Below are 23,070 nucleotides of genomic sequence, written 5' to 3'. Positions count from 1 at the left end.
CTGAGCGTTGTTGATGCGCTTCTATGCCCTTTCGGCGGCCGCTCTTCATCGACCCTTTTGCATGATCAGATATAGCGATATTCTATAGGAATGGACATTCCTCAACTCAGGACGCTCATCCACGTCGCCGAGCTCGGCAGCCTTTCCAAAGCCGCAGACCGGCTGCACATCGCGCAGCCCGCGCTGAGTCGCCAGATCCGAATGCTGGAGGAAGAACTGGGCGTGCGCCTGTTCGACCGGCACGGCCGCGGCATGATCGTCACCGAGCACGGACGGGACGTGCTCCGCCTTGCGGTGCGGATAATGGCGGAAATGGAGGAAATCCGCGCGGTGGCATCCGATGGCGATGCGCCGCTGCGAGGACACGTCTCGATCGGGATGCCGCCCACGGCGTCCGACATCCTGACGGAGCCGCTTGTTTCGGCCTTTAGCGAGGCGCACCCCGAAGCCACCCTGCGGGTCGTCAGCGCTTATTCCGGCTATCTTCTGGACTGGATGCAGAGGGGCGAGATCGATGCTGCGATCCTCTACGACCCCAAGTCGGCGAGGACCCTGCGAGTTCAGCCGCTCCTTGAGGAGGAACTCTTTCTGATAGGGCCCGCCAACTCGGATCTGTCGATGGATGCGCCCGTGCGGTTTTCGTGCCTGGCGACGCAGCGCCTGCTTCTTCCGAGCGGTGGACACGGACTTCGGGTGCTGCTGGACCAGTATGCAGATGATGACGAGATCGTACTGGACGTAAGAGTCGAGGCCGACAGCTACTCTACGCTCAAGTCGCTGGTTATGAGCGGGCACGGCATGACGATCCTTCCCCTCGCGTCGATCCACGGCGACCTGAAGGACGGCAGGCTGAGGGCGGCGCCTCTCGTCGATCCGGTTCCCATGAGAAAGCTGATCATGTCTTACCCGACGGACCGGCCCGTCCCGCGCCTGGCCCGTTACGCAGGTCAAGTGATCGCAGCTACTATCGCGAGCCTGGTGCGGAAAGGCGTTTGGACTGGAAATCTCCTGACCACGAGCGCCGTCTCACCTCCTGAGGACGGCATCGATAGAATTCCTTTATAGCTGATCTCGCCCATCTGTCCTTGTGGAAGCTTGGCGCAGGAGGCTACGACCAGGCGATAATGCGAGGGACGCTGGAACGATGAGTCTCGAATCCTACTCAGACATCCGCGAGGCGGTAGGCAGGCTCTGCTCCCAGTTTCCCGGCGAATACTGGCGCGCCCGCGATCGGGACATGGCATATCCCAAGGAGTTTGTAACGGCCCTGACGGAGGCCGGATGGCTGTCGCTGCTCATTCCGGAAGAATATGGCGGTTCCGGTCTCCCGCTCTCCGCGGCCGCCGCAGTGCTCGAGGAAATCCAGCGAGCCGGCTGCAATGGCGGCGCCTGCCACGCGCAGATGTACACGATGGGAACGCTCCTCAGGCATGGGTCCGAGGAACAGAAGCAGCGCTACCTTCCGAAAATCGCTACCGGAGAGCTAAGGCTTCAGGCTTTCGGGGTGACGGAGCCGACCAGCGGAACGGATACAGGCGCGCTAAAGACGACGGCGCGCCTCGACGGCGGCCACTATGTCGTGAAGGGACAGAAGATCTGGACCAGCAGGGCAGAACATTCCGACCTTATGCTGCTGCTTGCCCGCACCACGCCGCTTAAGGAGGACATGAAGAAGACAGACGGCCTCTCGGTCCTTCTCGTCGACATGCGGGAGGCCGTGGGGAACGGCCTGACCATCCGCCCTATCCGCACGATGATGAACCACGCGACGACCGAAGTCTTTTTCGACGACCTTCAGGTCCCGGCGGCAAACCTCATCGGCGAAGAGGGTAAGGGCTTCCGGTACATCCTGTCAGGCATGAACGCCGAGCGGATCCTGATTGCCGCCGAATGCGTCGGCGACGCCAAGTGGTTCATCGACAAGGCCACGTCTTACGCCAAGGAACGGAACGTGTTCGGGCAGCCGATCGGACGGAACCAGGGCGTCCAGTTTCCGATCGCGCGTGCCTACGCGAACATGCGTGCAGCGGAGCTTATGGTGCGCGAGGCCCTGACGCTCTACGAGTCCGGCGAGAACCCCGGCGCCGAAGCCAACATGGCAAAGATGCTGGCCGCAGACGCGTCCAACGAGGCCGCGAACGTCTGCATCCAGACGCACGGCGGCTTCGGCTTCGCGGAAGAATACGACATAGAGCGCAAGTTCCGCGAAACGCGCCTGTACCAGGTTGCGCCCATTTCCACGAACCTGATCCTATCCTTTGTTTCCGAGCACGTGCTCGGGCTGCCCCGTTCTTACTAGGAATGTCCCGTTGAACGTCCTCATCGTTTACGCCCATCCGGAACCGAAATCCTTCAACGGGGCGATGAAGGACACTGCCGTCGAGGTCCTCACGGCGCGGGGCCACGAAGTCGTGGTGAGTGACCTCTACGCGATGGGCTTCCAACCGGTCGCCGGGCCCGCCGACGTCGAGGGCAATTTGATCAATCCGGATTTCTTCAGCCTGGCGACGGAACAGACGGCAGCCTATGACGGCGGGCGCACCGCTCCCGACATCGTCGGCGAGATGGAGAAGCTGAAGCGGGCCGACCTGTTGATCTTCCAGTTCCCGATCTGGTGGTTCGGCATGCCTGCCATCCTCAAGGGCTGGGCCGACAGGGTGTTCGCGCGCGGCTTCGCCTACATGGCTGGACGCAAGTACGACACCGGCATGTTCAAGGGCAAGCTTGCGATGGTCGCGTGCACGACTGGCACCTCTGCCGACACCTACGCGCCTGACGGCATCGACGGCGACGTCCTCACGGTCCTCTGGCCTCTGCACAATGGCCTCTTCAGGTATTCGGGCTTCGATGTCCTTCCGCCCTTCGTGGTCTACATGCCTGGCCGCGTCGGCGACGACGGGCGCAACACGTACCTCGAAGCCTATCGCAAGCGGCTCGGGGGACTGGATGCCGTTCCGCGCCTCTTCTTCCATCCGGCCGAAGACTACGGCCCGAACGAACGTCTAAGGCCGGGCGTGCTGGCGCGCTCCGGCGTCCAACGAAACGTCTGAAGGCACGAAAGGAGATCCCATGGCTGTTCTTCCGCTTTCAGGCCTCACGGTCATAGCCATCGAACAGGCGGTAGCCGCACCGTTCGCGAGCGTTAGGCTGGCGGACGCCGGAGCGCGCGTCATCAAGATCGAGCGGCCAGAAGGCGACTTCGCGCGCGGCTACGATTCGGTGGCCAGGGGCCAGTCCAGCTATTTTGTATGGCTGAACCGCGGCAAGGAATCGCTGGTGCTCGACCTCGCGACGCCGGACGGCAGGACGCGCCTCGCGGAACTTCTCTCAGAGGCTGACGTGCTGATCCAGAACCTCAAGCCCGGAGCGCTGCCCCGGATGGGATTCGACGACGAGCGCCTCGCACGAGACTATCCGCGTCTGATATCCGTATCGATCTCCGGGTACGGCGAAAGCGGTCCCATGGCGGAACGCAAGGCATATGACCTTCTGATCCAGGCCGACACGGGACTGTGCTCAATCACCGGCGGGCCGGACAGCCCGGCGCGTGTCGGGATTTCCGTCGTCGACATCGCCACCGGGGCCACTGCCTACGGCGCGATACTCGAAGCTCTGATCAGGCGCGGCGTCACGGGAAAAGGCGGCTCCATTTCGATCTCCATGTTTGACGTAATGGCCGACTGGCTGAGCGTCCCCCTCCTGAACCACGAAGGCGGCAAGTCGCCGAAGCGGATTGGCCTGGCACATCCTTCGATCGCCCCGTACGGGGTCTTCAGCTGCGCCGACGGCGCACAGGTTCTGATATCGGTTCAGAGCGACCGCGAATGGTCGAGGCTAGCAGACCTGTTCCTCGGGCGGCCGGAACTGGCAAGGGATGCTCGGTTCGCCACAAACGTCGCGCGCGTGACCAACCGGAGCGAAACCGATGAAGCAGTGGCAGAAGGCTTCGCCTCTCTTAATCTGGAAGAGGCTACCGCCGCCATCCTGAAGGCGGACGTGGCGTTCGCCACCGTCAACGACATGGAGGGCCTTGCCCGTCATCCCCATCTACGCCGGATCACCGTAGACACGCCGGAAGGTCCGGTCAGCTATCCCGCTCCAGCGCCCCTCTTCGGCGGCGACGAGGAGCGCAGCTACGGCGCGGTTCCCGCGCTCGGTAGTGCAGGAGAACGGTGATGGAAGCAGACATCGAGCACCTGCGCGGGTGGATCGGCCGCGAGGAACGCGGCGAGGAGCTTGTAACGCGATCCATGGTGGAACGGTTCACCGCGACGTTCGATCTCGAGGAGGACACCAGGAACGGAGCTGCCATTCCCGTCCTGTCGCATGTCTGCCTCACCGTTCCATCGGTGCCGACCGCGAAGATCGGAACTGACGGCCATCCCGCGCGCGGCGATTTCCTTCCGCCCGTGCCGTTGCCCCGACGGATGTGGGCGGGCGGACACATGGCCTTCCACGACGACATACGCGTGGGCGAGACCGTTGCCCGCACCTCCAGGATTAAAGACGTGTTGATCAAGAAAGGACGCTCGGGAACGCTGTGCTTCGTCACCGTCGAGCACCTGTTCGAAGCGGACGGCCGCCGCGTAATCAGCGAACGGCAGGACATCGTCTTTCGCGGAATGGATTTGCCCGGCGGCGGCTTGAAGCCCGTCCAACCCGCACCCGAAGGTCACCATCGCCGTATGGTCGAACCGACGCAGATCCTGCTCTTCCGTTATTCTGCCTTGACCTTCAACGGCCACCGCATCCATTACGACGCGCCCTATGCACGTGACGTCGAGAGCTACCCCGGCCTGATCGTCCACGGTCCGATGCAGGCCACCATGCTGGCACAGTTCGCAGCCGATATTCGCGGCCGCTCCCCCACGCGGTTCGAGTTCCGCAGCCTGTCGCCCCTCTTCGACGACCGGTCCTTCACGCTGAACGCCCGCGACGACGTCGACGGCCTCAAGCTCTGGACAGCGGCCAAGGAAGGGCCGGTTGCCATGGAAGCCCGCGCTTCATGGTAAGCTTAGCGGGCGACAGGATGGCGTGAGTCTCGGAACCTAAGTGCTCTAACTGAAGTCAAGGTTCATGGCCCGGGACGATCCCGCGCTGGAGAGGCAGGAGGAGGCTCGTCCAATCAGGGCGGCGTGGTCCTGGAGGACGGAAGCGGGCCGGATGCCGCCCTCCTCGCAAGCATCCTCGCGAAAAGAGGATCCAGCAGCTGAGCCGACTTTACGTAGAAGACGTTGAAGCTTCTTAACCGGCATTTGCTGCATGCTGGACTAACTTTCTTCCTGAGGCGTCGACGGTGACAACCGTGGACTGGAACCGCACAGCGCTGGATGTGTGGAAACGTTTCCACACTTACTCTCCTTGTCGCCACCAAGTCGCGCGCGCCGCCGCTATCCTTGTCACCGGCTCCTCTGCAGGAGCGGAGCCGAAATCGAAGCGCTCTCCGTGTATGAGCAAGGCTGAAACGCTACGGGCGTGAACCTTTCGCCGTTCCACATGGCCGACAATTGGTACGTCGGGAGGGCACTCTTCAGATGAGCCGAAGCGGTCGCCTATATCTTCGCGCAGCGGGGCACCGTGGTCGATCCGGCGCTCACCTGACTAACGGCAGCCTGGGCTGGGCGAACGAGTCGGCCTGGACCAAGTTCCGTACCGATTGCGGCATGGAACAGGACCGGAAGCTCACCCAAGTCTTCGAGGCGCTCAAGCAGCCCATGCAGCGGGCACTGGTGCGGGCCCGCTGCCTTTAGGCTTCTCGGGAGAGACACCCGCGTCTGGTGAGTCGGCAGCGCAGCACGGCAGGGAGGCACTCCCACGAGTCCGGTCTTCTCGCCCTTCGCCCACCTGCCGCACACCGCAGGGCCTGCGGTCGCGAGTCGGGCAAGCTCTCTGCGGGAAAGCGAAAGCAGCGTCAGCGCGACATGATCGGGAATGCCGTCGAGGTCGCAGCTCGACCGAGCAGAGTAGTCCGCTGAGGCATAGGCGTAAACCCTGCCGCCAAGCCCCGTCGGCGTGGGCGCCTGCGGCTGCCGTTTCACGGAGAGATCCTGCCGCAACTCTTCGACCTGCTCGTCCACGACTTCTTCGAACTCGGTCGACGGCAGCTCTGGAGCCCCGCCTCCGAAGAGGCCTCCAAGGATCCTGCGCAACGCGGAAAAGATGCGCCTGATAGCCCGCATGATCGCACCCAGCATGCTTGTCCCTCCTGTTCGTCAGGAGGCCAGAGTCGCTTCCGGCGGGGCAATCGACAACGCTCGCGCATGCCGTAGCCTTTTCCTCTATGTCCTTGCAGCCGGCCGCCTCACCCTCGTGGAAGATCATGAGAGGGAGAAGATATGGGTGGACGGCCGACGACATCGACGGAGCTTGCACGCATCCGGCAGGGAGCCTGGGATCGGGCGGTGAGGTGTTCAGGCCTGTCCCCGGAGGAGATCGCGCAGATGATCGGCATGAGCACCGCCACCGTGCGCTCCTACGGCACCCGTGCGGGGAACATCCCCGCTCAGGCGATCGACGCGCTAGAGTGGAACAAGCTCATGCAGGCCATAGAAGCGATTGCGGAGCGTTACGGCTCTGAAAGCATCACCATCGGCGGACCGCGTCCATGAGGACGTCGAGCAAGGATTTCCGAGACCTCGTTGCTTGGGCGGAGTCCTGGACTCCGCTTCCTGCCGTGGCGGACATGCTGCTGGCTTCCGTCGGAAGGCTCGCAGTTACCCGTATCCGGCATCTGCGGGCGAAGATGTCAGCGCGCAGCGACCTGCCCGTTGTCGCTGCCCTGCCCGAAGAAGGCGATGTGGAAGCGATCCGGGACTGGCTCACCGCAGAGTACCTCGCCGATGCGGCGTGGCTCGGTAAGACCGACGGAAAGGGACGCCCAGCGGCCCTGATGAACGCCCGGTCATTCGGCGAACTACTGCGCAGGTCACGGCGGACCGGACCCGCTGCTCCGAAGGTCTAGTCTCCGCTCTCGCGCAGGTTCGCGTTGTAGAACTGGACTTCCATGTACCGCCACATCTCGTTGACGGCGTCCTTGCCATTGGTCTTGGCCGCCTCGCGGGCAAGCCGGTTACAGGCCTTGTTCGCCCTGTCTACCAAAGCGTCAAGCGCACGTTCCAAAGCCTTCCCCGTCGCATCGGGAACGTCGGCGGTGGCTACCTTCTCCCAGCACTCCGAGTAGGCGTCCAAGCGCTCGTCGGCGAAGGCGCCGCTGCTTGACAGGGCGATGGCGAATGCAATTCCGATCCTGGCGATCATCGGGTTCTCCTTCAGGGCTGCTCTATAATCATGCAGCGCTGAAGGGACCGTTCCCGGCTTCAGACGACTTCTACCGTTCCATCACCTTCCGGACCGCGTCCAGCTTCACCCTGCAGTCCTCGCCGGCCTCCGCCAGCTCGATGAGGAAAAGCGCCACGTCGCGCTGCGTGCGCCAGGCGGCCCGGGCCTGCGGCTCCGGCATGCACTGGAGCAGCGACGGCGGCACCTCCAGCGTGCGGGTCTCTACCCGGGGCACGACCCGCTCCGTGGTCGCGCACCCCGAAGCGTTGTCCGACCTCGCTGCTTGAGACTGCGCGATTTTTTGCGACCGCCTCCACGAAGGCGCTGCCGAGCGCGTCGACGGGGCCTGAATCCTTGCGGCGCCGTCGTCAGTGGCCGGTCGCTGCGCTTCGCCGGAGAGACCGAGCTGACGAACTCGAACTCGCGGATGCCGAGCTACTCCTCGGCGACGCGGTAGTCGCGGATGGAGGCGACGCAGCCGATGGAGCCTACCTGCGAGGTAGGCGACACGATGACCTCGTCGCAGGCGAAGGCGATCCAGTAGGCGGCGCTGGCGCAGAGGCCGGTGGCGTAGGCGACGATGGGCTTCTCGCCGTGCATCCGGAAGATGAGTTCTGCAAGCTCGCCGCAGCCGGTCACCTCCCCGCCGGGGCTGTCGATGTCGAGAACGACGGCGCGGACGTTGCCGTTGGCGACGGCGGCCGAAATTTCCTTCGCGAGCAGCTCGTAGGCGCCCGAGCCGGATATCCAGGACCAGAACGAAAGGTGCCTCATGAGCGGGCCGTTGACCGGGATGACGGCCACGCCATCATGGACCTCCGCGGAATAGGCGCCTTCGAGCTGGTCGCCCCACTGCCGGGCGATCGCGTCGACGGAGGTTTCCTGCGCTGCGGCCGACACCAGCATCGAGCGCAGAGCGGTTTCGGTGATCGCCCAGACGCGGCCGTGTTCGAACGAGGCTTTCCGGAAGCGGGGCATGCGGGTCTCCTGTTGATGTCAGGAAACGAGTCCTTGGCTTGCGGAGGCTACGCCAAAGAAAAGGCCCCGCGGGAGGGCGGGGCCATGGTGCTGCGATCAGGCAGCCGGACGGACGGCCAGCACTGACTTCTCCGCGATCTCTCGGCTCACCCGACCGATCGGCAGGGTCCAGGTTTCGCCGCGGCGTTCAATGCATGCGGGAACCCAGTCCTTCGAGTCCTTCATCCAGACCTCGCACGGGCCGTCAGGCAGCGGCTGGCTGTCGTCGACGTGCACCATGTACCTGTTGAAGCGGCGGCGGAGGGCCGTGTGGACGCGCCGGGCCTCCGCCTTGCGCATGCGCCGGCCGCGCGCGATCGCCGCCGCCTCGCGCTCGATGTCCGCGTCCGCCCAGGCGAGAGCGGATGCGCCGCTGATCGTGCTGGCGTTGTATCTGTACTGCCGCAGGACGGCTGCCGTAGCCTTGTCGATCTCTTCCTGGTGATCATCCGCGGCGGGGGCAGCCTGGGCACTCAGGCCCTCGGCCGGACCTTTCCGGGCATCGTCCGGCGCCAGGCCCGGAATGTGGAACAGGCCCACGTAGGCGTTCGTTACGTTGATCTCGCCATACTCTGCCTGCTCCCAGTCGCCAGCCGGGCGGCGGAACGCAGCCCAGATCTCGCCCTCCGGCAGACCGCGGATGTCGAGGCTGTCGATCGGGAGGGGTACGCAGCCTGCCGCTGCCGTCGTCGCCGCGACTGCCTCCAAGGATTCGCTGCGGCTGCCCCTCACGGTCGCGCTTTTGACGGTCGCCCCTGTTATGACACGGCGGTCCGACTGCCTGACCAAGACGACGCAGTGAGCGACTTTCGCCTTGTGCCTGAACAAGTCGAGCAGGTCCTCCCTGATGTACAGCCACGTGTCGCTGTCCCTGTCGGTCACGTACCCGGCCGCGAACTCGCCCGCGAGCCACTCCGCTCGGCGGGCCGCGTCCTTCTCGGTCAGTCCTGCAGCGAGCGCATCGCGACGATCCTGGAGGAGCGCCTCAACCACGTCGCGCACTTCGTCCTCCCGGATGCGGGCTTCCGTGACCCCGCTGCGGTAGCAGAGCCAGGAACCGTCAGGCCTGGCCCACCTCTTGCCGTCGGCGGAAGGCACAGCCTCCCTCCACTCCGTTCCGAGTCCCATGCGGACCTCGTAGACGAGGCCCGGGCGGCAGAGCGCAGGCTGCACCGCGATGGCGCGCGCTACCGGAGCGGGCGTGTCCTCGGTCTTCGACCAGTCGGCGACGATCGCCTCGTCCGACCACTCGGAGGCCGGGACCGTACTGTCAGCGGCGGCTCTCCGCTCCGCGTCTGCTGCTGCGAGCTGCAGCAGCCCGTTGCACCTAATGGCCGCGCGGGTCACCGCCAGCTGCAGGGCGAGGCGGCGCTTCATGGAAAGCCTGCCGATGGCCGCCTCCGCCCGCGCGCGGTCCATCAGCGCCGCGACAGACTCGTAGTCGCACCCGACCGTCTGGCCTTCCCGAAAGGATTCCGTGATCAGGTCTGCGGCGCAGCGCAGCAGCTGCACCAGCGCTGGGACCTCCGCCACGGTCTCGCCCTCGGCCTCGCCCAGCTTCTGCATGTCGCGAAGCGTTACCGCGACCAGTTCGTCGACCTCTTCCGCCGATGTCCTCGGCGTCCAGCCCTTCCTCATTTCGCTCTCCCATCCTGAGCCCCGGCAGATCGCCGTATGACTATGATGTGGTGCGGCGATGCGAGTTCATAGAGGAAAAATCTATGACAATTCAGAAGCTTGCCAAATATGTTGACGGCAGTGCGTCAACACGGGCCCTTCGCGCCAGGCTTTCTGGGACAGTCCGGAGCAAGGGGAGTTCCCTCCGCCCGCTTCGCCGGCGGAACTCCCTGGCGAGGCTGCTCCTACTGCTTGGGACAGGGCCCCATCGCATACTGCTTGAGCTGCCGGAGGGTCTCCTCGTCGTCTCGACCGAGGATGGTGAGGTCGCCCGAACCCCGGTTGAACGCAAACGGGATCGCCCCGGTATAGGCGCCCATCCGGTTCTTTGCGTTCAGCATCCCGCAGAGGAGGACTGGGCCGAGGGACGCGTCGACCTTCGCGTCAGTGATCTTGACGCTGTAGGGATCGACCAGCTTCCCGTTGAGGGCCGCGAAGAACGCGCGGTTCTGTTCCTCGTTCAGGGGATTGGCGGCGCCCACCAATTCTTGCCCTGAGACCGCTCCGGCAAATGCCAGCGCTCCAGTCACCACCATCGTCCTCAGCATTTCCTGCCCTCCGTCTCTTCAAGAAGACAGGAGAGCGGAGGAAGCGTTTCGGAATCCTGAACCTCGCCTGCGACTATGCCGCCTTCTGTTGGGTTTCCGTTTCTCCCTCCTCATCGTCGGCGGTCTGCGGCGCCACCGCGACCGTCTGGAGGATCGTGGCCGTGTCCAGCCCAAGCTCGCGCATGCGGGCCTGTTCGGCAGCGCACTGCTCGAAGACCTCTTCCCAGTCGAGACCCTGCTCGAAGGTGCTGATGCCGGACGCGATGCGCAACTGCGAGGCCTGCGCTTCGCGGACCGGGTCCAGCCAGCCCTTGCCGTCGAAGATCCACTTTGAGCGGGTCCATGCGCCGCGCCGCTCGTAGAAGCCCGGCGCATCGACCGTTCCCTTGGCAACTGCCTCCTCGAGCCAGAGGACGTAGACCACGTCCAGCCACTGGGTCTTCAGCCAGGAACGGGCGGTGGCGGCGGTCTTCCACGAGGCCATGAAAGCCGCGCGGATGGCGCTGTAGGACCCCTTGCTGAAGTCCTTCATCAGGAGCTCGTACGGCATGTCGAAGCCGGTTGGATGTGCTTCAGGACGTTGTCGACGAAGGGACCGAAGGCGGCGTTCGGGCGCGCGGGAGCGTGGGACGCGAACGAGTCGCCGGGGAACAGGGGGATGACCGCGCCCGCCTTCATCTTCACGACGTACTCCGCGCGCTGCCTGATCAGGGCTTCCGCGTCGCCGCCGAAAAGCTCGAGCAGCGCCGTCTGGTCGAGGGCGCTCTCCGTAAAGGCGGCCACGATTGCGTTCGTAAGCGCTGCCTGCAGCTCGGCGCCCTTATAGTCCGAGAGCGTCTTGAACTGGCCCATCATCGCAGCAAGGGCGGAGATGCCCCGGTGCTGGTCCGGACGCTCCTTCTCGAACGCGTGGATGAACCGCGGACGGCCCCAGTCGGTTCGCGCTGGCACGTAGTCCCACTCCATGTTGCGCCCGTAGCCGAACATCATGTCTGCCGGATGCGTCTTCTGGATGTGATAGCCCTCGGGGCCGCCCCATTCGTCGATCTGGATCCCCTTGCGGAGATCGGCCGCGTCGGGCGCGAACCAGGGGTTCGAGATGCGGTCGAGGTCGATTCTGGATCGCCAGGGCGTAGTCCGAGCCGGGACCGTCCGGCAGGTAGAGGGGCAGCGCGGCGCCCTCGCCCACAGTGATCTTCGTCCGGTAGAAAAGCCGCGTCAGGTCCGCCAGGTTGCCCTGCCTGGTCGCGTCGATGTCAGTGCTGTCCGCATACTCGTGGAACTTGGACTCGACGTCGCGGGACCACGCGTCGGCCTCCTGCTTGGACATGCCGATCGCCTTGTAGTCGGGAATCGGGTGCAGCGTGGCGCCGGTGGCGACAACCATCTCCAGCTGCCCGTTCACGCCCGACTTGGCGACAGGCTCGTTCCGCGTCAGGTCGCGCGCCCGCGCGTCGATGTCGTCCTTCTCCGGAAGGAGGTCTACGTCGGCGCTGCCGCGTGAAGGATTCCAGCCGCGCATGTCGAGGCCGCGCGACGCGGCCTTGTAGGCGCTGCCGTCCTCGGACATGGCGGACACGGTCACCCGGCGCAGCGGACTTCCGTCCGCCGCGAGGATCGTCGGGAGGGCTGTCGCGGTCATGCGGTCACCCGAAGTAGATCGGGCCGCGTCCGCGTCCGCCCTTGGCGCGGGTGATCTCGGCCTTCAGCTCGGAGATGTAGGTGTTGAGGAGAGGAAGCGAGGCCTGGTTGAACTGGCGCGTGTTCGTCCCCTCAGCCGAATACGACAGGAGCACGACCTTCTCGCCGAGCGCGAGCTTGTGCTTCGCCAGCTCGGCTTCGGCGAGGCGCAGTTCCAGTGTCGCCAGATCGGCCATCATCCCTCGCTCAGAACCTTCGGCATCGGCACGACGCGCCTCTCGGAACGCGCGGTGGTCACGCCGAAAGCAGACTGCTGCGGGGCTGGCTGAGGCAACGCCTTTCGAGCCTCAGAGGGAGCGGAGGGAGCAGGCCTGCGGACTGCGACCCCGACCTTCGCTTCGGGCGCGACGGTCACAGGAGCGCCTCGGGCCTCCGCCTCCCTCGAGGACCTGATCTCGGCAGCGGCCGCGGCGATCCTTTTCTCCCAGCGTTCGAAGTCCCGGTCCCTGAAGCGGTCCCATCCGACCAGTGCGGCGCCCGACCGCGTAGTTGTGGCAGTCGAGGACCTCTGCCCGGCGGCCTTCGATCCTCTCCCACCGGGTTCCCGTGAGCCTGCCGTTTGCGTCACGGAGGATGACCTTGCGCTCCGACACGAGCTGTTTCGCCATCTCCTTCGTGAAGCCCTGCTTCGGAAGATGGAGCCAGTCCGGCGGCGCCTCGTCGGAGCTTTCCGGACGCGGGATCGACAGCACGCCGACCAGCTCGGCCTTGAGGAGGCTCACGCCGACCTGTGCGATCCGCAGGGCGCCGATACGCGTCTTCTTGTTCGGCATGCCGCGGACCGGCTCCGCCTGGACTTCCACCTTCACCGCTTGGTCGAGGTGGTCGAGGCCGTCGCAGCCCATCACGATCTGCTGGTTCTGCCGCCGCACCCAAGGCTTCACGATCTCGGGCCAGGCCGAGGTGTCGATGAAGAACTTGAGGAGGCTGAACTCCACGCCCTCCGCGTTCCTGTACACCCGGTGCACCGCGTCGGCAGCCTCCTCCCAGACCTTCGGAAGCTGCGTGTTGCCCTCGATCCGGAAGTGGTCGACGAGCCACCGCCTGCGGGCCCTTCCCCATGCCGACACGCCGACCTCTATGTGGTCTTTGCCCACGTCGGCGCCTGCGGTCAGGAACAGGACTCCCGGCGGCACTTCGCCGAGGTGTAGGGAACGCCGACGTCGGCGCGGCCCATCAGGGTTTCCCAGTCGATCCGTTCCAATACCTCCACGGACGGCAGGCCCAGGTCGACGTTCCGGAACTCGGCGAGCTTTGACGGAATGCTGTAGATGCCCTCGAACTTGGCGACCATCTCGTCCCAGCCGTGCCAGCCGAGCGGTGCGTAGAGCGACGGCAGCCGATAGGACCGCACGCCCTCGGGCACCTGGTCGAGGTCTTTCCGCGTCGGGCGCCACTCGCCGCGCTCGAGCATCCAGGTCTTGTGCTCCTCGCCGAAGCGTTCCTTGCACTCGGGACACCCGTAGCGCACCGACCTGTGGTCGCCCCAGTCCCACTTCAGGCCCCCTAATTCGAGCGTGATCATCGCGCCGCAGGACGGCAGCGGACACGGCACGTGGTAGAGGCGCACGTCCCCCTCCTGCCAGGCTGCCCAGATCGCGCTGGTGGCCTCGCTCTTCGGCGTGCTCGTGAGGAAGACCTTGCGCTTGTTCCTGAAGGTGCGCGTCCTCGCCAGCGCCAGGTTCATCGGAGGGCCTTCGCCCTCGCACTCGATCGGGAACGCGTCGACCTCGTCGCAGTAGAGATATCGGACCGGGATAGCGCGCAGGTCCGTGGCCGACTGGGTGCTCGCGAAGAACAGGACCCCGCCGTGGAACTCCCTGCTCATGAGGAGGTTCGCGGTGACCTTCTCGGCGATGGCCGGCGACGAGTTGATCATCGGAGTGATGCGCTGCTTGCTCATCTTCTCCGCGGTCCCGGCCTTCGGGAGCACCATCATGATCGGCCCGGGCGCCGCCGAGATCCAGTAGCCGATGCAGCAGTTGCCTGCCTCCGTCTTCCCGATCTGCGCCCCGGCCACGAACGCCTGCTTCCAGACGGGGCTGACCGTGGACATGTTGTCCATGATCTCGCGGAGGTACGGAGTCCTCGCGGTCCCCCAGTCTCCCGGCTCGGAGGCGCCTACCCCGGTCAGCTTCCGGTGCTCGTCCGCCCATCCGGAGACAGGCAGCCGCTCGAAGGGACGGTAGCCGACGGAGAAGCCGGCCATCTCCACCGCGGCTGGATCGGCGAGGCCCGGGAGCGGAGCCTCCGAGAACAGGCGGTGCAGGGATTCGGAAGCGGTGACCTCGTGCCGCTCGGAGCTATCCCGCTGCGGACGCATCGGCGCCTTTCCGGACGCGCTCACGAAGGTGCCTGTCGACGAAGGACTCGAGCGCGACCCTCAGCTTGATCGGGTCTGCCCCGAGCTGGGCGGCCATGTCGGCGCAGACCGACGAGGGCCAGTTCTCCCACGCGTTGCGCTCCTCCGACCATCTCGTGGCGTGGCGGGCCTCGACCTTCTCGGCATCGACCAGCCTTCCCGCCTCTCGCTCGTACTTCAGGCGCTGCGCGAGCGCGAGGTAGTTTTCCTTCAAGCGCTCCGCCTCGGCGTGCGTCAGCAGCTCGAATTCGGGAGAGGAAACAAGCCGCGCCGCGATCTCGTCCGTGGTGAGTTCCGAGCGGCCATCACCAACCGAGGGCTGCCCGCCAGGGTAACAGGGCTGTCGTGCCGTCTAACGGGCTGCGGGTCTTGGGTAACAGCCTCGAAGTTCCCATAGCCGCGGTCCTGAAGCAGGATGATGGAACGTCCAACATCGACGAGTCCATCGTCGGTCAGGATCACGAAACCCTTGTGCTTCCACTTGGTTACGGTGACTTTCGAAACCCCGGCGTAGGACGCAAACTCGGTCTGCGTCATCGGCTTCGGCTTCGTCGATGCAACCGCCACGTGCGTCTCTCCAGCAGCGCTGTTACCCACTTTCAGACCCTCTCGCGGCGAAAACCCCGGCGCACGCGAACCCTGCGGGCCTTCCCGGCTCCGGAAGAACCTACCCGGGTGAGGGGTGCGGGGACTGCGCCATAGTTTCACCAAGGAAAGCTAGCTCGGAGTCCGAGGCTGCACGAGGCGCTCGCGAACACGCGATGAGGTTAACCCTTCCCTAACCATGCGGCTTGCACTATGCGTTCTCTTTCTGTTCTCAGGGCAGGCGCATGGCCGGGACGACCTCCATCGAGTGGACTGACGCAACTTGGAACCCGATGACCGGGTGCACGAAGATCAGCGCCGGCTGCGACCACTGCTACGCCGAGCGTTTTTCGGAACGCTTCCGCGGTGTGCCGGGGCATCCATTCGAGCATGGCTTTGATCTTTTGCTGCGGCCGGAACGGCTCCTCCAGCCGCTCGCCTGGAAGACGCCGAAGATGATCTTCGTGAACTCTATGAGCGACCTCTTCCACAAGGGCGTGCCGGTCGCCTTCGTTGACCAGGTGTTCGACACCATGGAGAGTGCGCGCTGGCACACCTTCCAGATACTGACCAAGCGAAGCTCGCGCATGCGCGACTATGTGAACAGGCGCTATGCCCGGTCGGCGGCGCCGGAGCACGTGTGGCTCGGGACATCTGTCGAGGACGGCTCGAGAAGGTCGCGGATCAGGCACATGCAGGACATGAACGCAGCTGTCAGATTCCTTTCAGTGGAGCCCCTGATCGGACCGATGGGCCGCATGAACCTCAGGGGTATCGACTGGGTGATCGTCGGAGGAGAGAGCGGTCCGAAGGCGAGGCCCCTGCACCCGGACTGGGTCAGGGAAGTGCGGGACCAGTGCCATGACGAGGGCGTGGCATTCTTCTTCAAGCAGTGGGGCGGAATACGTCCCAAAGCCGGGGGAAGAAGCCTGGACGGCAAGGAATGGAGCCAACTACCTTCCGTAAAACCGATTCGCAGAGAAGTGTTCGTCCCCGAAGAGTAGTGCAGGAGGCAAATGAAACCCGAGTACGCAGATCGCGAGCAGACTCTCGCGAAACATTTCATCCTTGGGAAATACCTGCAGACGCTCGCCTACAAGATACTTCAGGGAAAGGGCCATCTTCCGCTCACCTACGTGGACGCCTTCTCGGGCCCGTGGGAATCCAAGACGACGGATTTCTCCGACACCTCATTCATGATCGCGATTAGGACGCTGAAGCAGGTCCATGCGGAACTGGCCGCGGCTGGCAGGGCGCGCCCCATCCGATGCTTCTTCGTGGAGCAGGATGTGGCGACGTACAGCCAGCTGCAGGCCGCCGTGTCCGTCTACAACGATCCATCGGGAGGATTCGAGATCGCGACCTTCCACGGCAGGTTCGAGGACGCGGTTCCTCATATTCTGCGCTTCGTAGGCCGCTCCTTCTCGCTGACGTTCATCGATCCCACAGGCTGGACCGGATACGAGTTCCAGAAGGTCGGAGCCGTGCTGAAGCACCGCCCCGGCGAGGTGCTCCTGAACTACATGTTCGACTTCATCAACAGGTTCACCGCCTGGAACGACTCGACCATCTCAGCTACATTCGAGGGCATTCTCGGGTCCCGCTGGCAGGCTCGCCTGGACGCGTCCCTGCCCCGCCACCAAGCTGTCGAGGCGCTGTTTCTCGAACAGTTCCGCAAGGCGGGAGACTTCCTTCACGTCGTCTCCACGCCCATCGAGAAGATCGACGACCGGACCCACTTCTGCATCACCTACGGCACAAGGAACTCGCACGGCTTGGAGGCCTACCGTGACATCGAGTCCAGCGCCCTCAAGAACCACCAGCAGGTCCGGGCGGTGGCAAGGCAGGCGCGGACCGAAGCGAGGACTGGACAGCCTCTCCTGTTCGAAGCCGTAGACCTGGGCACGCGTACGCTGGAGGCACAGGCCAAGGCCGAGCGGACGAAGGCAGCCGCATGGATCGAGGCGCAGCTGCAGCAGGGCTACTCCGCCCGGTTCGAAGACCTGTGGCCGCCGGTGCTGGAGACGTTCATGCTGCGCGTCACGGACGTGAAGGACATCTGCTGCTCCTTGGCGAAGCAAGGACTTATCGCCGATACGTGGTCGCCGGACGGCAAGAGGAAGCCCAGGGAGGGACACGTGATCGGGCCGATGATCGTTCCGGCTGCTCCGGCAACCATCAGCCCTGACACCGTTTCGCGTCCCTGATCGCAACAGACCACTTGTCCGTCATCGACTTCGCCAGCGAGCGGCGATGCGCCAGCGCCGCAGCCCTCAGGCGCCTCGCCGCCTCGGCCTCGTGCTCCTCGCAGTACGCGGCAACGATGCGCATGACCCGCGTCGCACGGGCGCTCGCCCGGCGGGACGTCGATCGGCTGCCGCGCGGCGACCTGATCCGCGAGAGCGGGACGCAGCGCACGGCCGTCCACGGGATCAAGCTGGCGCGGCCGGGTGGACGCGCCATGCCCGTCCTGGCGGAAGCGAACCTCGGCGCCGTCTCCTGATGCGAGGAGCCGAAGGTCGTCGAGGACCTGCCCGCTCTGCCGCATGTACCTGCGGACCCGAGGATTCCGTTCCGACCTGTCCTCTGTCGTGTCCATCAAGCAGCCCTCCTGAAGCGCCCGCGCAGCGCGCTGCCGAGGTCCCACGCTGCAGCAGCCACGAGCCACCCCAGCGCAAGCGGCCAGGCGGCCGCCACGATAAGCATGCGGCGCGTCAGCGACACGCCGCGGCCGCGGGAAAATTCCACCGCGATGGCCAGGGCCGAGAGAAGGAGAGCGGCTCTGGAAGCGAGGTAGGCAAGGACTGCCGCGAGCGCCGTCATGGCCGCCTTTCCGGCGCCGCCAGCGCCTCCATGATGCCTTCCAGGGTCCTGAGGCTCGCGGACCGGCCGAGGCCGCCCTCGACGATCCCGCGCAGCTCCTCGGGCGTCACCCCGGCGAGGCCCGCAGCGTCTTCGACGGAGAGCTGCCGCTGCCGCATCGAATCCTTGATGGACAGGATCGCGGTCGCCCTGACCTCGGACATCACGCCCGCTCCCGTGTATCGCACGCTGTCCATGCCGCCGTCCTCCCATCCACCTGCTTCAGGGTTCGCCGCCGGCGCGCCGGGGACAAGCCTTGCGGAGAATGCCGCCCCGTTGTCTGCAAGGACTGCGGAGAACTCAGGCCTTGAAAAGCGCGGCGAACGCTTTCTCGGCCTCCTCCGGAAGGACGTCGGCGACCAGAGCGCGGGCCTCCTCCAGCGGGTCCATGGCGGGATCGTAGTCCGTTCGCTTCACCTTGAACGCAACGGGCGCCAGTGCCCCTGAACGGTCCTTCACGAACAGCGTCCTCACGCCCGACCTCGCCGTCTTCCAGAAGCCTTTCTTCTGGTTGACCAGGCTGCGCGTGTAGTTCCGCGTCATGTTGCCATGCTGTTCAGCCGGGCCTTCTTGGACGGGATCACGTCGTCCGCGCGGTGGCCGCCGGCGAAAACGGGCTGCAGGTAGGCAGCCTGGACGGGCTTGATGACGATGGCGGCGTCCGTGTGCCTGCCACGGGCGCGCCACAGGGAGAACGCGTTCAGCGTGAACTTCGTGGGGCGGTCGAGCTCCTCCTCCATGGCCGTGCGGAGCCCGGTGAGAACCCGCACGCCCGCGGCGTTGACGGCGTCCTGCTGCGCCTTCGTCAGGCGTGAGACGATTTCTCCCGCCAGGCGGGAGAATTCAGCGTCGTTGGAGGTCACCTTGGCGCGCATGCGGGAGATCGTGGTCTGCAGGGACTTGCGGGCGCTACGCCGAAAACGAGACCCCGGCGGAATGGGATACGCCGGGGTCTCGAAAGGACGAGGGGCCGCTTCAGGACCCGCCGTCCATTGCATGGTGAGTCCTGCCGACGAAAGCCGCAAGGCGCCGGCGGCGGTTTCTTCAGGCGCCCTCCTCGCGCTGCGCGTCCCGTCTCCCGCGGGCGGACTGGATGCGGCGTTCGAGGAACAACAGGTCCTTGTCCGGAAGGTTCGCAAGCGCCGTGAGCAGCGCGCGCAGCTGCGCCTCCGTCAGGACCCTCGGGTCGAACTCACTAAAGGATTTCATGTCGTTCCGATTCCATTCACTGGAGTAATGGGGAGAATACGGCATTGGCGAGGCTCACGACGTGTGCGCCGTCGGGGACCGGATGGAGACCTCCCGGAGTTCCTTTCCGCCGTCGTCGGCTGCCGCTTCCAGCAGGCCGTTGAAGCGATCGCTCTCCCGGGCCAGGCGGCGGCGCAGGACGCGTCTGGAGGCGGCGCGGTCGTAAGGGGCCTTCCTGTCCTTCCGCTCGCAGCCCATCTCCGCGAGGACGCGGACGGCGGTCCGCAGGATGAAGTCGGCGTCCGCCAGTCCCTGAGGGCCACGGCGCTCGCGCTTGATCCTGCGCAGGTAGGCGTACAGAGCGACCGCGGCCGCCGTGTCGGCGCGCCCGATCTCCGGCGTGTCCTGCGCAAGGAGGCGGGCGCGGTAGCCGCGCTGCTCCTCGCGGTGCCTGTCCTCCGAAACTGTCGCCTTTCTCGCCATGACAAGCCCTACCCACCCTCACTAAAACTCACCTGGTGAGTGTGGGGCCGCGCCCGGCAAGCCACAAAGAGGCCGCCTCAGGCTTTCAGGAACTTCGGCCGAAGCTTTCCGCGCTTCGCATCGGTGGCCGCCTTCAGGACCACCCCCGGGCGTGCCTCGAAGACCTTCCCCAGGACCCGCTTGATCTCCTCGGAGCCCGGGCCACCGACCGCGAGGAGCATGATCGCCGCGTCCGCGAGCGCGTCGCGGACGGCGCCAAGGCTGGCCTCCGGCGCTCCCGCTGCGGCCGCTTCCCTGTGCCGAGCCCGGGACTCCGACCGCTTGCGGCGGTCGTACTCGCGGCGCTGCTCGGCGGTCATGTCGGCGATCGTCGCCGGAGGCGCGTCGCGCTTCGCGGCGAGTTCGTACATCCTCAGGCTCGGCAGGGTCACCATCAACGTCTCCGCGCTCGTCGGCTTCATCGTTTCGTCTCCAATCCGGCTGCGACTGCACTGATGGTCAGGCGCCGGCGGGAGCGGCACAAGATTGGACACGTCCAAACGGGATTTTTCCTGCGCGGTCACTGGAGCCAGCCTCCGCCCACGGAAGGCGCGTCGATCCAGGGGTCCACGTCATGGCCGTCCCACGGAGGCGCCCCGTCAAAGTCGGACGAAAGGAACCGCTCCTGCTCCGAGAGCTCGTCCCGCTCGTCCGCGTCCTCGTCCTCGCACGAGTCCTGCCACGGCGGGTCCATGTCCGCCGCGCCGGCGCCAGGCAGGCAGGCCGACGGCGGGAGGACGATCTCAGCGCACGACGAAGGCGCGCGACCGTTCCGGAGGAAGGCTGCCGTTCCCGGGGTCGCGATCCTTTCGACTGCCGAAGCATCGGCCTTCGTGAAGGATTCGGATTCGGGCAGCCGTGCCGATGTCAGACAGGAGACAGCTGGTGCATGGAGGCGCCCGGCAGGACCGTTCAGCTCAGGCGCTGGGTTCTGGACCGTGGCCCTGACAAGGATCGTTCCTGCCGGGGTGGCGACTGGCTTTTTATCTATACACCGAACTTTACACCCCTTCCGGCCTTCAAGGACGGACTGCAGGTCCGCCCACCTCGCGTAGACGGTAGGACGCGACACGCCTGCCTCGCGAGCCAGGGCCGACTTCGACACCTCGGAAGCCTCGACGGCCAGCGTGTCCCAGGCCCCGACCAGCCGGGCCAGCGTCTTGTCGGACCTCTCCTTCGACGCGTAGGCCGCGGCGACCTGCTGCCGTTCGCGGACCGAGCCGATCCCGTCGACAACGTGGAGGAGCGTCTTCCGAACCACGTCCTTCTTCTCCAGGCGCGCGGGGTCGAAGGCACCTGCCGCGTATGACGCAACCTTGCTGACCAGCAGCGTGACCTGCTTCTCGGAAAGGCTGCCGCCGAGGCCGGCGGCGATCTCCTGGGCCACCGGCTCGAGCGCCTCGTGCAGTTCGTCGGCGAGACCCCCTTCCGTCCGGCCGCGGATGCGCAGGTCGGACTCGAAGTACCACTTGCGGAGAAGGCCATACGCCTCCCGCTGCACGGCGGTGAAAAGCTCGTTCGAGGTCTTCACCTCGGTTCCGGCATGTTCTGCCGCATGCTGGCGGACGAGCGCCTCTCGGTTCAGGCTCGTATCGACCCACTCCGCCCACTCGCTCAGGGACATGAACTCCCTGTCGTTCATGGAGAAGGACTCGAACATCGGCGACAGGGGACTCTTTCCGCGCTGTGTCGTCGCCGGAGCGCCCGGGTCGGCGCCAAGCGACTCCAGAGCGTCCACGATGCCGTAGTAGACAGCCTCGAAGAATTTCACGGTACGCATGTTGCAGCGCGGGTCTTCCGGCTTGTTCCAGACGGCTTGGCCATAAGGCAGGAAGAAGATCAGGTGCGGCTTCACGAAACGTCCGTCGGGCAGCTCGTCGCCTGCCACCAAGTGCGGAGCGAACGGGATCCTGCTGCCGACAAGCTGGTACACGTCATCGCGGAAGGCGTAGATGTCCGGCCACGTTCCGTCTACGTCGATGCGCCAGAAGCCAAGGAACTCCTTGTTCGCTTCGTAGTACGGCGCATCCAGGCTCAGGAGCTTCGACCTGCTTTCGTAGCCGAGGTTCGCCTTGTCCCATGACATCCTCAGGTTCCCGCCCCGGCGGCAGGCGGCGACGAACATCTTGCCGGGCAGGCCAAGCGAGTTGCTGCGCAGCCCCTTCTCGTGAACGCCCTCGCGCCAGCGGCCGCAGACCACGCGCCCCGAGCGCATGCGGAAACCATCCTCGAGCCTTTCGCGGATGAGTCCTGCCTGGAAGCGGGAGTCCTCGGCGAAGAAGGATGCGTTCTCGATGCGGAGAGCCTCCTTCTGGCGCCACGCATGCTCCTCCGCAGCCGTCAGGCCCTCCGGCATGACGCGGCGCTTGCGGTCCTTGGGGCGCCTTTTCTCGCGGCGGTGGTCATCGATGGCGGCGGTGCGCAGAGCGCGCGCGGCCGAGTACGCGGCTTCGAAAGCCTGCGCGCCCTGCCCGCGGTTATGTGTGACGATCCCATTCATCACAACGATGGTCAGCCGAAACCATGCAAGGGACAAACGCCGGCGGGATCGATGGTTGTCAGAGAGGCGCTTGACGCCGCGTCAGCGGGGCCTGTAATCGAGGGTCAGCGATCGCACTTCCTTAGATCTTCTAGGATAAGACGTTCGCAGCAAGGGACCACAGCCATGAGCACGCTCTCGATACGCATACCTGCCTGACACCGCCGCGCCAGCCATGGCGCGATCAGCAGACCGTATCCAAGGAGAGCAATGCCATGAAGAACTTCACCCGGAAATTCTACGTCGCGGACACGCATTTCGGACACGAGATGATCCTCGGCCACTGCGAGCGTCCGTTCTCGTCCGTTCGAGAGATGGACGAGACGATGATCGACCTGTGGAACGCCACCGTGGCGCCGCACGACATCGTCTACCACCTTGGCGATTTCGCCCTGTCCACGCGGGAGCACGCGACATCCGTGTTCAAACGGCTGAACGGCCGCAAGTACCTCCTGTTCGGCAACCACGACTGCCGCCGGGGTCCCCAGGACCCGCTGCCCCACATCATGGCGCTCGGCTGGGAGCAGCCGCCGACGGAGACGCTGGAAGTGAAGGATGAGGGCTGCAGGGTCTTCTTGTCCCACTACGCGCACCTCACGTGGCAAGCGGCTCACCGCGAGACTGGGTGGCATTTCTACGGCCACAGCCACGGCAACCTCGCGCATCCGCATCCCCGCGCGCGGGACGTGGGAGTGGACATGCCGGACGTGTCCTACGTGCCTCGCACGTTCAAGGAACTGACCTCCGCTGCGGCTACGATCAAAGCCGCCGCCTGACCTTCCGAACTGCCG

The 23,070-nt window shown here is 65.4% G+C and carries 30 protein-coding genes and 1 pseudogene; 11 read left to right on the top strand and 20 right to left on the bottom strand.

Annotation, left to right across the window (positions count from 1 at the left end; all coding sequences use genetic code 11):
• Positions 1 to 90 precede the first annotated feature (90 nt).
• The 5 genes from J5Y06_RS14805 to J5Y06_RS14785 all read left to right on the top strand — a co-directional run bounded on the left by J5Y06_RS14805 (position 91) and on the right by J5Y06_RS14785 (position 5,012).
• The gene (locus J5Y06_RS14805) at positions 91 to 1,065 is read left to right on the top strand and encodes a LysR family transcriptional regulator (protein ID WP_209335944.1); all 975 of its coding nucleotides are present in this window, start codon (positions 91 to 93) and stop codon (positions 1,063 to 1,065) included.
• Between the two features lie 79 nt (positions 1,066 to 1,144).
• Entirely contained in the window at positions 1,145 to 2,299 is a 1,155-nt protein-coding gene (locus J5Y06_RS14800; protein WP_209335943.1) for an acyl-CoA dehydrogenase family protein, read from the top strand.
• 10 nt (positions 2,300 to 2,309) lie between these two features.
• Positions 2,310 to 3,050 carry an NAD(P)H-dependent oxidoreductase gene (locus tag J5Y06_RS14795; RefSeq protein WP_209335942.1) on the top strand — a complete coding sequence of 247 codons (741 nt, stop codon included), beginning with the start codon at positions 2,310 to 2,312 and terminating at the stop codon, positions 3,048 to 3,050.
• Between the two features lie 19 nt (positions 3,051 to 3,069).
• On the top strand, positions 3,070 to 4,176 hold the full coding sequence (locus J5Y06_RS14790; protein ID WP_209335941.1) for a CaiB/BaiF CoA transferase family protein: 1,107 nt from the start codon (positions 3,070 to 3,072) through the stop codon (positions 4,174 to 4,176).
• On the top strand, positions 4,176 to 5,012 hold the full coding sequence (locus tag J5Y06_RS14785) for an HTD2 family dehydratase (RefSeq protein WP_209335940.1): 837 nt from the start codon (positions 4,176 to 4,178) through the stop codon (positions 5,010 to 5,012). The genes J5Y06_RS14790 and J5Y06_RS14785 overlap by 1 nt, the downstream gene beginning before the upstream one ends.
• A gap of 540 nt (positions 5,013 to 5,552) precedes the next feature.
• On the opposite strand, the gene J5Y06_RS14780 is transcribed toward J5Y06_RS14785, so the two are convergent.
• Positions 5,553 to 6,194, bottom strand: coding sequence for a hypothetical protein (locus tag J5Y06_RS14780; RefSeq protein WP_209335939.1), 642 nt, complete (start codon positions 6,192 to 6,194; stop codon positions 5,553 to 5,555).
• Between the two features lie 141 nt (positions 6,195 to 6,335).
• Between J5Y06_RS14780 and J5Y06_RS23320 the strand changes: the two genes are divergently transcribed.
• Together J5Y06_RS23320 and J5Y06_RS14770 are read left to right on the top strand one after the other, a co-directional pair.
• Positions 6,336 to 6,608, top strand: a complete 273-nt coding sequence (locus tag J5Y06_RS23320) for a terminase gpP N-terminus-related DNA-binding protein (protein ID WP_280819040.1) — start codon at positions 6,336 to 6,338, stop codon at positions 6,606 to 6,608.
• Entirely contained in the window at positions 6,605 to 6,961 is a 357-nt protein-coding gene (locus tag J5Y06_RS14770; protein WP_209335937.1) for a hypothetical protein, read from the top strand. Before J5Y06_RS23320 ends, J5Y06_RS14770 begins: the two co-directional genes overlap by 4 nt.
• Here the strand turns inward: J5Y06_RS14770 and J5Y06_RS14765 are convergent.
• The 11 genes and pseudogenes from J5Y06_RS14765 to J5Y06_RS14710 form a co-directional block, all read right to left on the bottom strand.
• Positions 6,958 to 7,257 (bottom strand): hypothetical protein, encoded by a 300-nt coding sequence (locus J5Y06_RS14765; protein WP_209335936.1) that lies wholly within the window; start codon positions 7,255 to 7,257, stop codon positions 6,958 to 6,960. The genes J5Y06_RS14770 and J5Y06_RS14765 overlap by 4 nt on opposite strands.
• Before the next feature lie 70 nt (positions 7,258 to 7,327).
• Entirely contained in the window at positions 7,328 to 7,513 is a 186-nt protein-coding gene (locus J5Y06_RS14760; RefSeq protein WP_209335935.1) for a hypothetical protein, read from the bottom strand.
• Positions 7,514 to 7,713: 200 nt separating this feature from the next.
• Positions 7,714 to 8,256: a S49 family peptidase gene (locus J5Y06_RS14755; protein WP_209335934.1), complete on the bottom strand. Its 543-nt coding sequence runs from the start codon at positions 8,254 to 8,256 to the stop codon at positions 7,714 to 7,716.
• A gap of 96 nt (positions 8,257 to 8,352) precedes the next feature.
• Positions 8,353 to 9,933, bottom strand: a complete 1,581-nt coding sequence (locus J5Y06_RS14750; protein WP_209335933.1) for a hypothetical protein — start codon at positions 9,931 to 9,933, stop codon at positions 8,353 to 8,355.
• Between the two features lie 224 nt (positions 9,934 to 10,157).
• The gene (locus J5Y06_RS14745; protein ID WP_209335932.1) at positions 10,158 to 10,520 is read right to left on the bottom strand and encodes a hypothetical protein; all 363 of its coding nucleotides are present in this window, start codon (positions 10,518 to 10,520) and stop codon (positions 10,158 to 10,160) included.
• A gap of 73 nt (positions 10,521 to 10,593) precedes the next feature.
• Positions 10,594 to 11,052, bottom strand: coding sequence for a phage portal family protein (locus J5Y06_RS14740; RefSeq protein ID WP_209335931.1), 459 nt, complete (start codon positions 11,050 to 11,052; stop codon positions 10,594 to 10,596).
• Positions 11,052 to 12,042: pseudogene (locus tag J5Y06_RS23105) on the bottom strand (phage portal protein). Before J5Y06_RS23105 ends, J5Y06_RS14740 begins: the two are co-directional and overlap by 1 nt.
• A 124-nt stretch (positions 12,043 to 12,166) precedes the next feature.
• Positions 12,167 to 12,400 carry a gpW family head-tail joining protein gene (gene gpW, locus J5Y06_RS14725; RefSeq protein ID WP_209335928.1) on the bottom strand — a complete coding sequence of 78 codons (234 nt, stop codon included), beginning with the start codon at positions 12,398 to 12,400 and terminating at the stop codon, positions 12,167 to 12,169.
• A 108-nt stretch (positions 12,401 to 12,508) separates the two neighbouring features.
• Positions 12,509 to 13,357, bottom strand: a complete 849-nt coding sequence (locus J5Y06_RS23315; protein ID WP_209335927.1) for a terminase gpA endonuclease subunit — start codon at positions 13,355 to 13,357, stop codon at positions 12,509 to 12,511.
• Positions 13,333 to 14,544, bottom strand: coding sequence for a terminase gpA endonuclease subunit (locus J5Y06_RS23310; RefSeq protein ID WP_209335926.1), 1,212 nt, complete (start codon positions 14,542 to 14,544; stop codon positions 13,333 to 13,335). Before J5Y06_RS23310 ends, J5Y06_RS23315 begins: the two co-directional genes overlap by 25 nt.
• Entirely contained in the window at positions 14,525 to 14,797 is a 273-nt protein-coding gene (locus tag J5Y06_RS14710) for a hypothetical protein (RefSeq protein ID WP_209335925.1), read from the bottom strand. Before J5Y06_RS14710 ends, J5Y06_RS23310 begins: the two co-directional genes overlap by 20 nt.
• Before the next feature lie 616 nt (positions 14,798 to 15,413).
• On the opposite strand from J5Y06_RS14710, the gene J5Y06_RS14705 reads away from it, so the two are divergent.
• From J5Y06_RS14705 to J5Y06_RS14695, 3 genes are read left to right on the top strand one after another with little or no spacing between them, the layout of a single operon-like run.
• Positions 15,414 to 16,172, top strand: coding sequence for a DUF5131 family protein (locus J5Y06_RS14705; RefSeq protein ID WP_209335924.1), 759 nt, complete (start codon positions 15,414 to 15,416; stop codon positions 16,170 to 16,172).
• Positions 16,173 to 16,184: 12 nt separating this feature from the next.
• A complete protein-coding gene (tcmP, locus tag J5Y06_RS14700; RefSeq protein WP_209335923.1) occupies positions 16,185 to 17,375 on the top strand; it encodes a three-Cys-motif partner protein TcmP in 1,191 nt (396 codons plus the stop codon).
• Between the two features lie 14 nt (positions 17,376 to 17,389).
• Entirely contained in the window at positions 17,390 to 17,671 is a 282-nt protein-coding gene (locus J5Y06_RS14695) for a hypothetical protein (protein WP_209335922.1), read from the top strand.
• A gap of 95 nt (positions 17,672 to 17,766) precedes the next feature.
• Here J5Y06_RS14695 and J5Y06_RS14690 read toward each other — a convergent pair whose 3' ends face one another.
• The 8 genes from J5Y06_RS14690 to J5Y06_RS14655 form a co-directional block, all read right to left on the bottom strand.
• Entirely contained in the window at positions 17,767 to 17,991 is a 225-nt protein-coding gene (locus J5Y06_RS14690) for a hypothetical protein (RefSeq protein ID WP_209335921.1), read from the bottom strand.
• Positions 17,988 to 18,227 carry a hypothetical protein gene (locus J5Y06_RS14685; RefSeq protein WP_209335920.1) on the bottom strand — a complete coding sequence of 80 codons (240 nt, stop codon included), beginning with the start codon at positions 18,225 to 18,227 and terminating at the stop codon, positions 17,988 to 17,990. The genes J5Y06_RS14690 and J5Y06_RS14685 overlap by 4 nt, the downstream gene beginning before the upstream one ends.
• A 103-nt stretch (positions 18,228 to 18,330) precedes the next feature.
• Positions 18,331 to 18,573, bottom strand: a complete 243-nt coding sequence (locus J5Y06_RS14680; RefSeq protein WP_209335919.1) for a hypothetical protein — start codon at positions 18,571 to 18,573, stop codon at positions 18,331 to 18,333.
• Positions 18,570 to 18,905, bottom strand: a complete 336-nt coding sequence (locus tag J5Y06_RS14675) for a hypothetical protein (protein WP_209335918.1) — start codon at positions 18,903 to 18,905, stop codon at positions 18,570 to 18,572. The genes J5Y06_RS14680 and J5Y06_RS14675 overlap by 4 nt, the downstream gene beginning before the upstream one ends.
• Positions 18,906 to 19,074: 169 nt before the next feature.
• Positions 19,075 to 19,239: a hypothetical protein gene (locus tag J5Y06_RS14670; RefSeq protein WP_209335917.1), complete on the bottom strand. Its 165-nt coding sequence runs from the start codon at positions 19,237 to 19,239 to the stop codon at positions 19,075 to 19,077.
• Positions 19,240 to 19,293: 54 nt separating this feature from the next.
• Positions 19,294 to 19,701 carry a hypothetical protein gene (locus tag J5Y06_RS14665; RefSeq protein ID WP_209335916.1) on the bottom strand — a complete coding sequence of 136 codons (408 nt, stop codon included), beginning with the start codon at positions 19,699 to 19,701 and terminating at the stop codon, positions 19,294 to 19,296.
• Positions 19,702 to 19,778: 77 nt separating this feature from the next.
• Positions 19,779 to 20,162: a hypothetical protein gene (locus tag J5Y06_RS14660; protein ID WP_209335915.1), complete on the bottom strand. Its 384-nt coding sequence runs from the start codon at positions 20,160 to 20,162 to the stop codon at positions 19,779 to 19,781.
• 98 nt (positions 20,163 to 20,260) lie between these two features.
• Positions 20,261 to 22,240, bottom strand: coding sequence for a hypothetical protein (locus tag J5Y06_RS14655; RefSeq protein ID WP_209335914.1), 1,980 nt, complete (start codon positions 22,238 to 22,240; stop codon positions 20,261 to 20,263).
• Between the two features lie 254 nt (positions 22,241 to 22,494).
• Between J5Y06_RS14655 and J5Y06_RS14650 the strand changes: the two genes are divergently transcribed.
• The gene (locus J5Y06_RS14650; RefSeq protein WP_209335913.1) at positions 22,495 to 23,055 is read left to right on the top strand and encodes a hypothetical protein; all 561 of its coding nucleotides are present in this window, start codon (positions 22,495 to 22,497) and stop codon (positions 23,053 to 23,055) included.
• Positions 23,056 to 23,070: the final 15 nt, after the last annotated feature.

The sequence above is a fragment of the Tianweitania sediminis genome (genome assembly GCF_017813335.1).
Taxonomy (GTDB): Bacteria; Pseudomonadota; Alphaproteobacteria; order Rhizobiales; family Rhizobiaceae; genus Tianweitania; species Tianweitania sediminis.
Note: the sequence above shows the minus strand (reverse complement) of the source record. Positions and strands in the feature narration are given on the sequence as shown.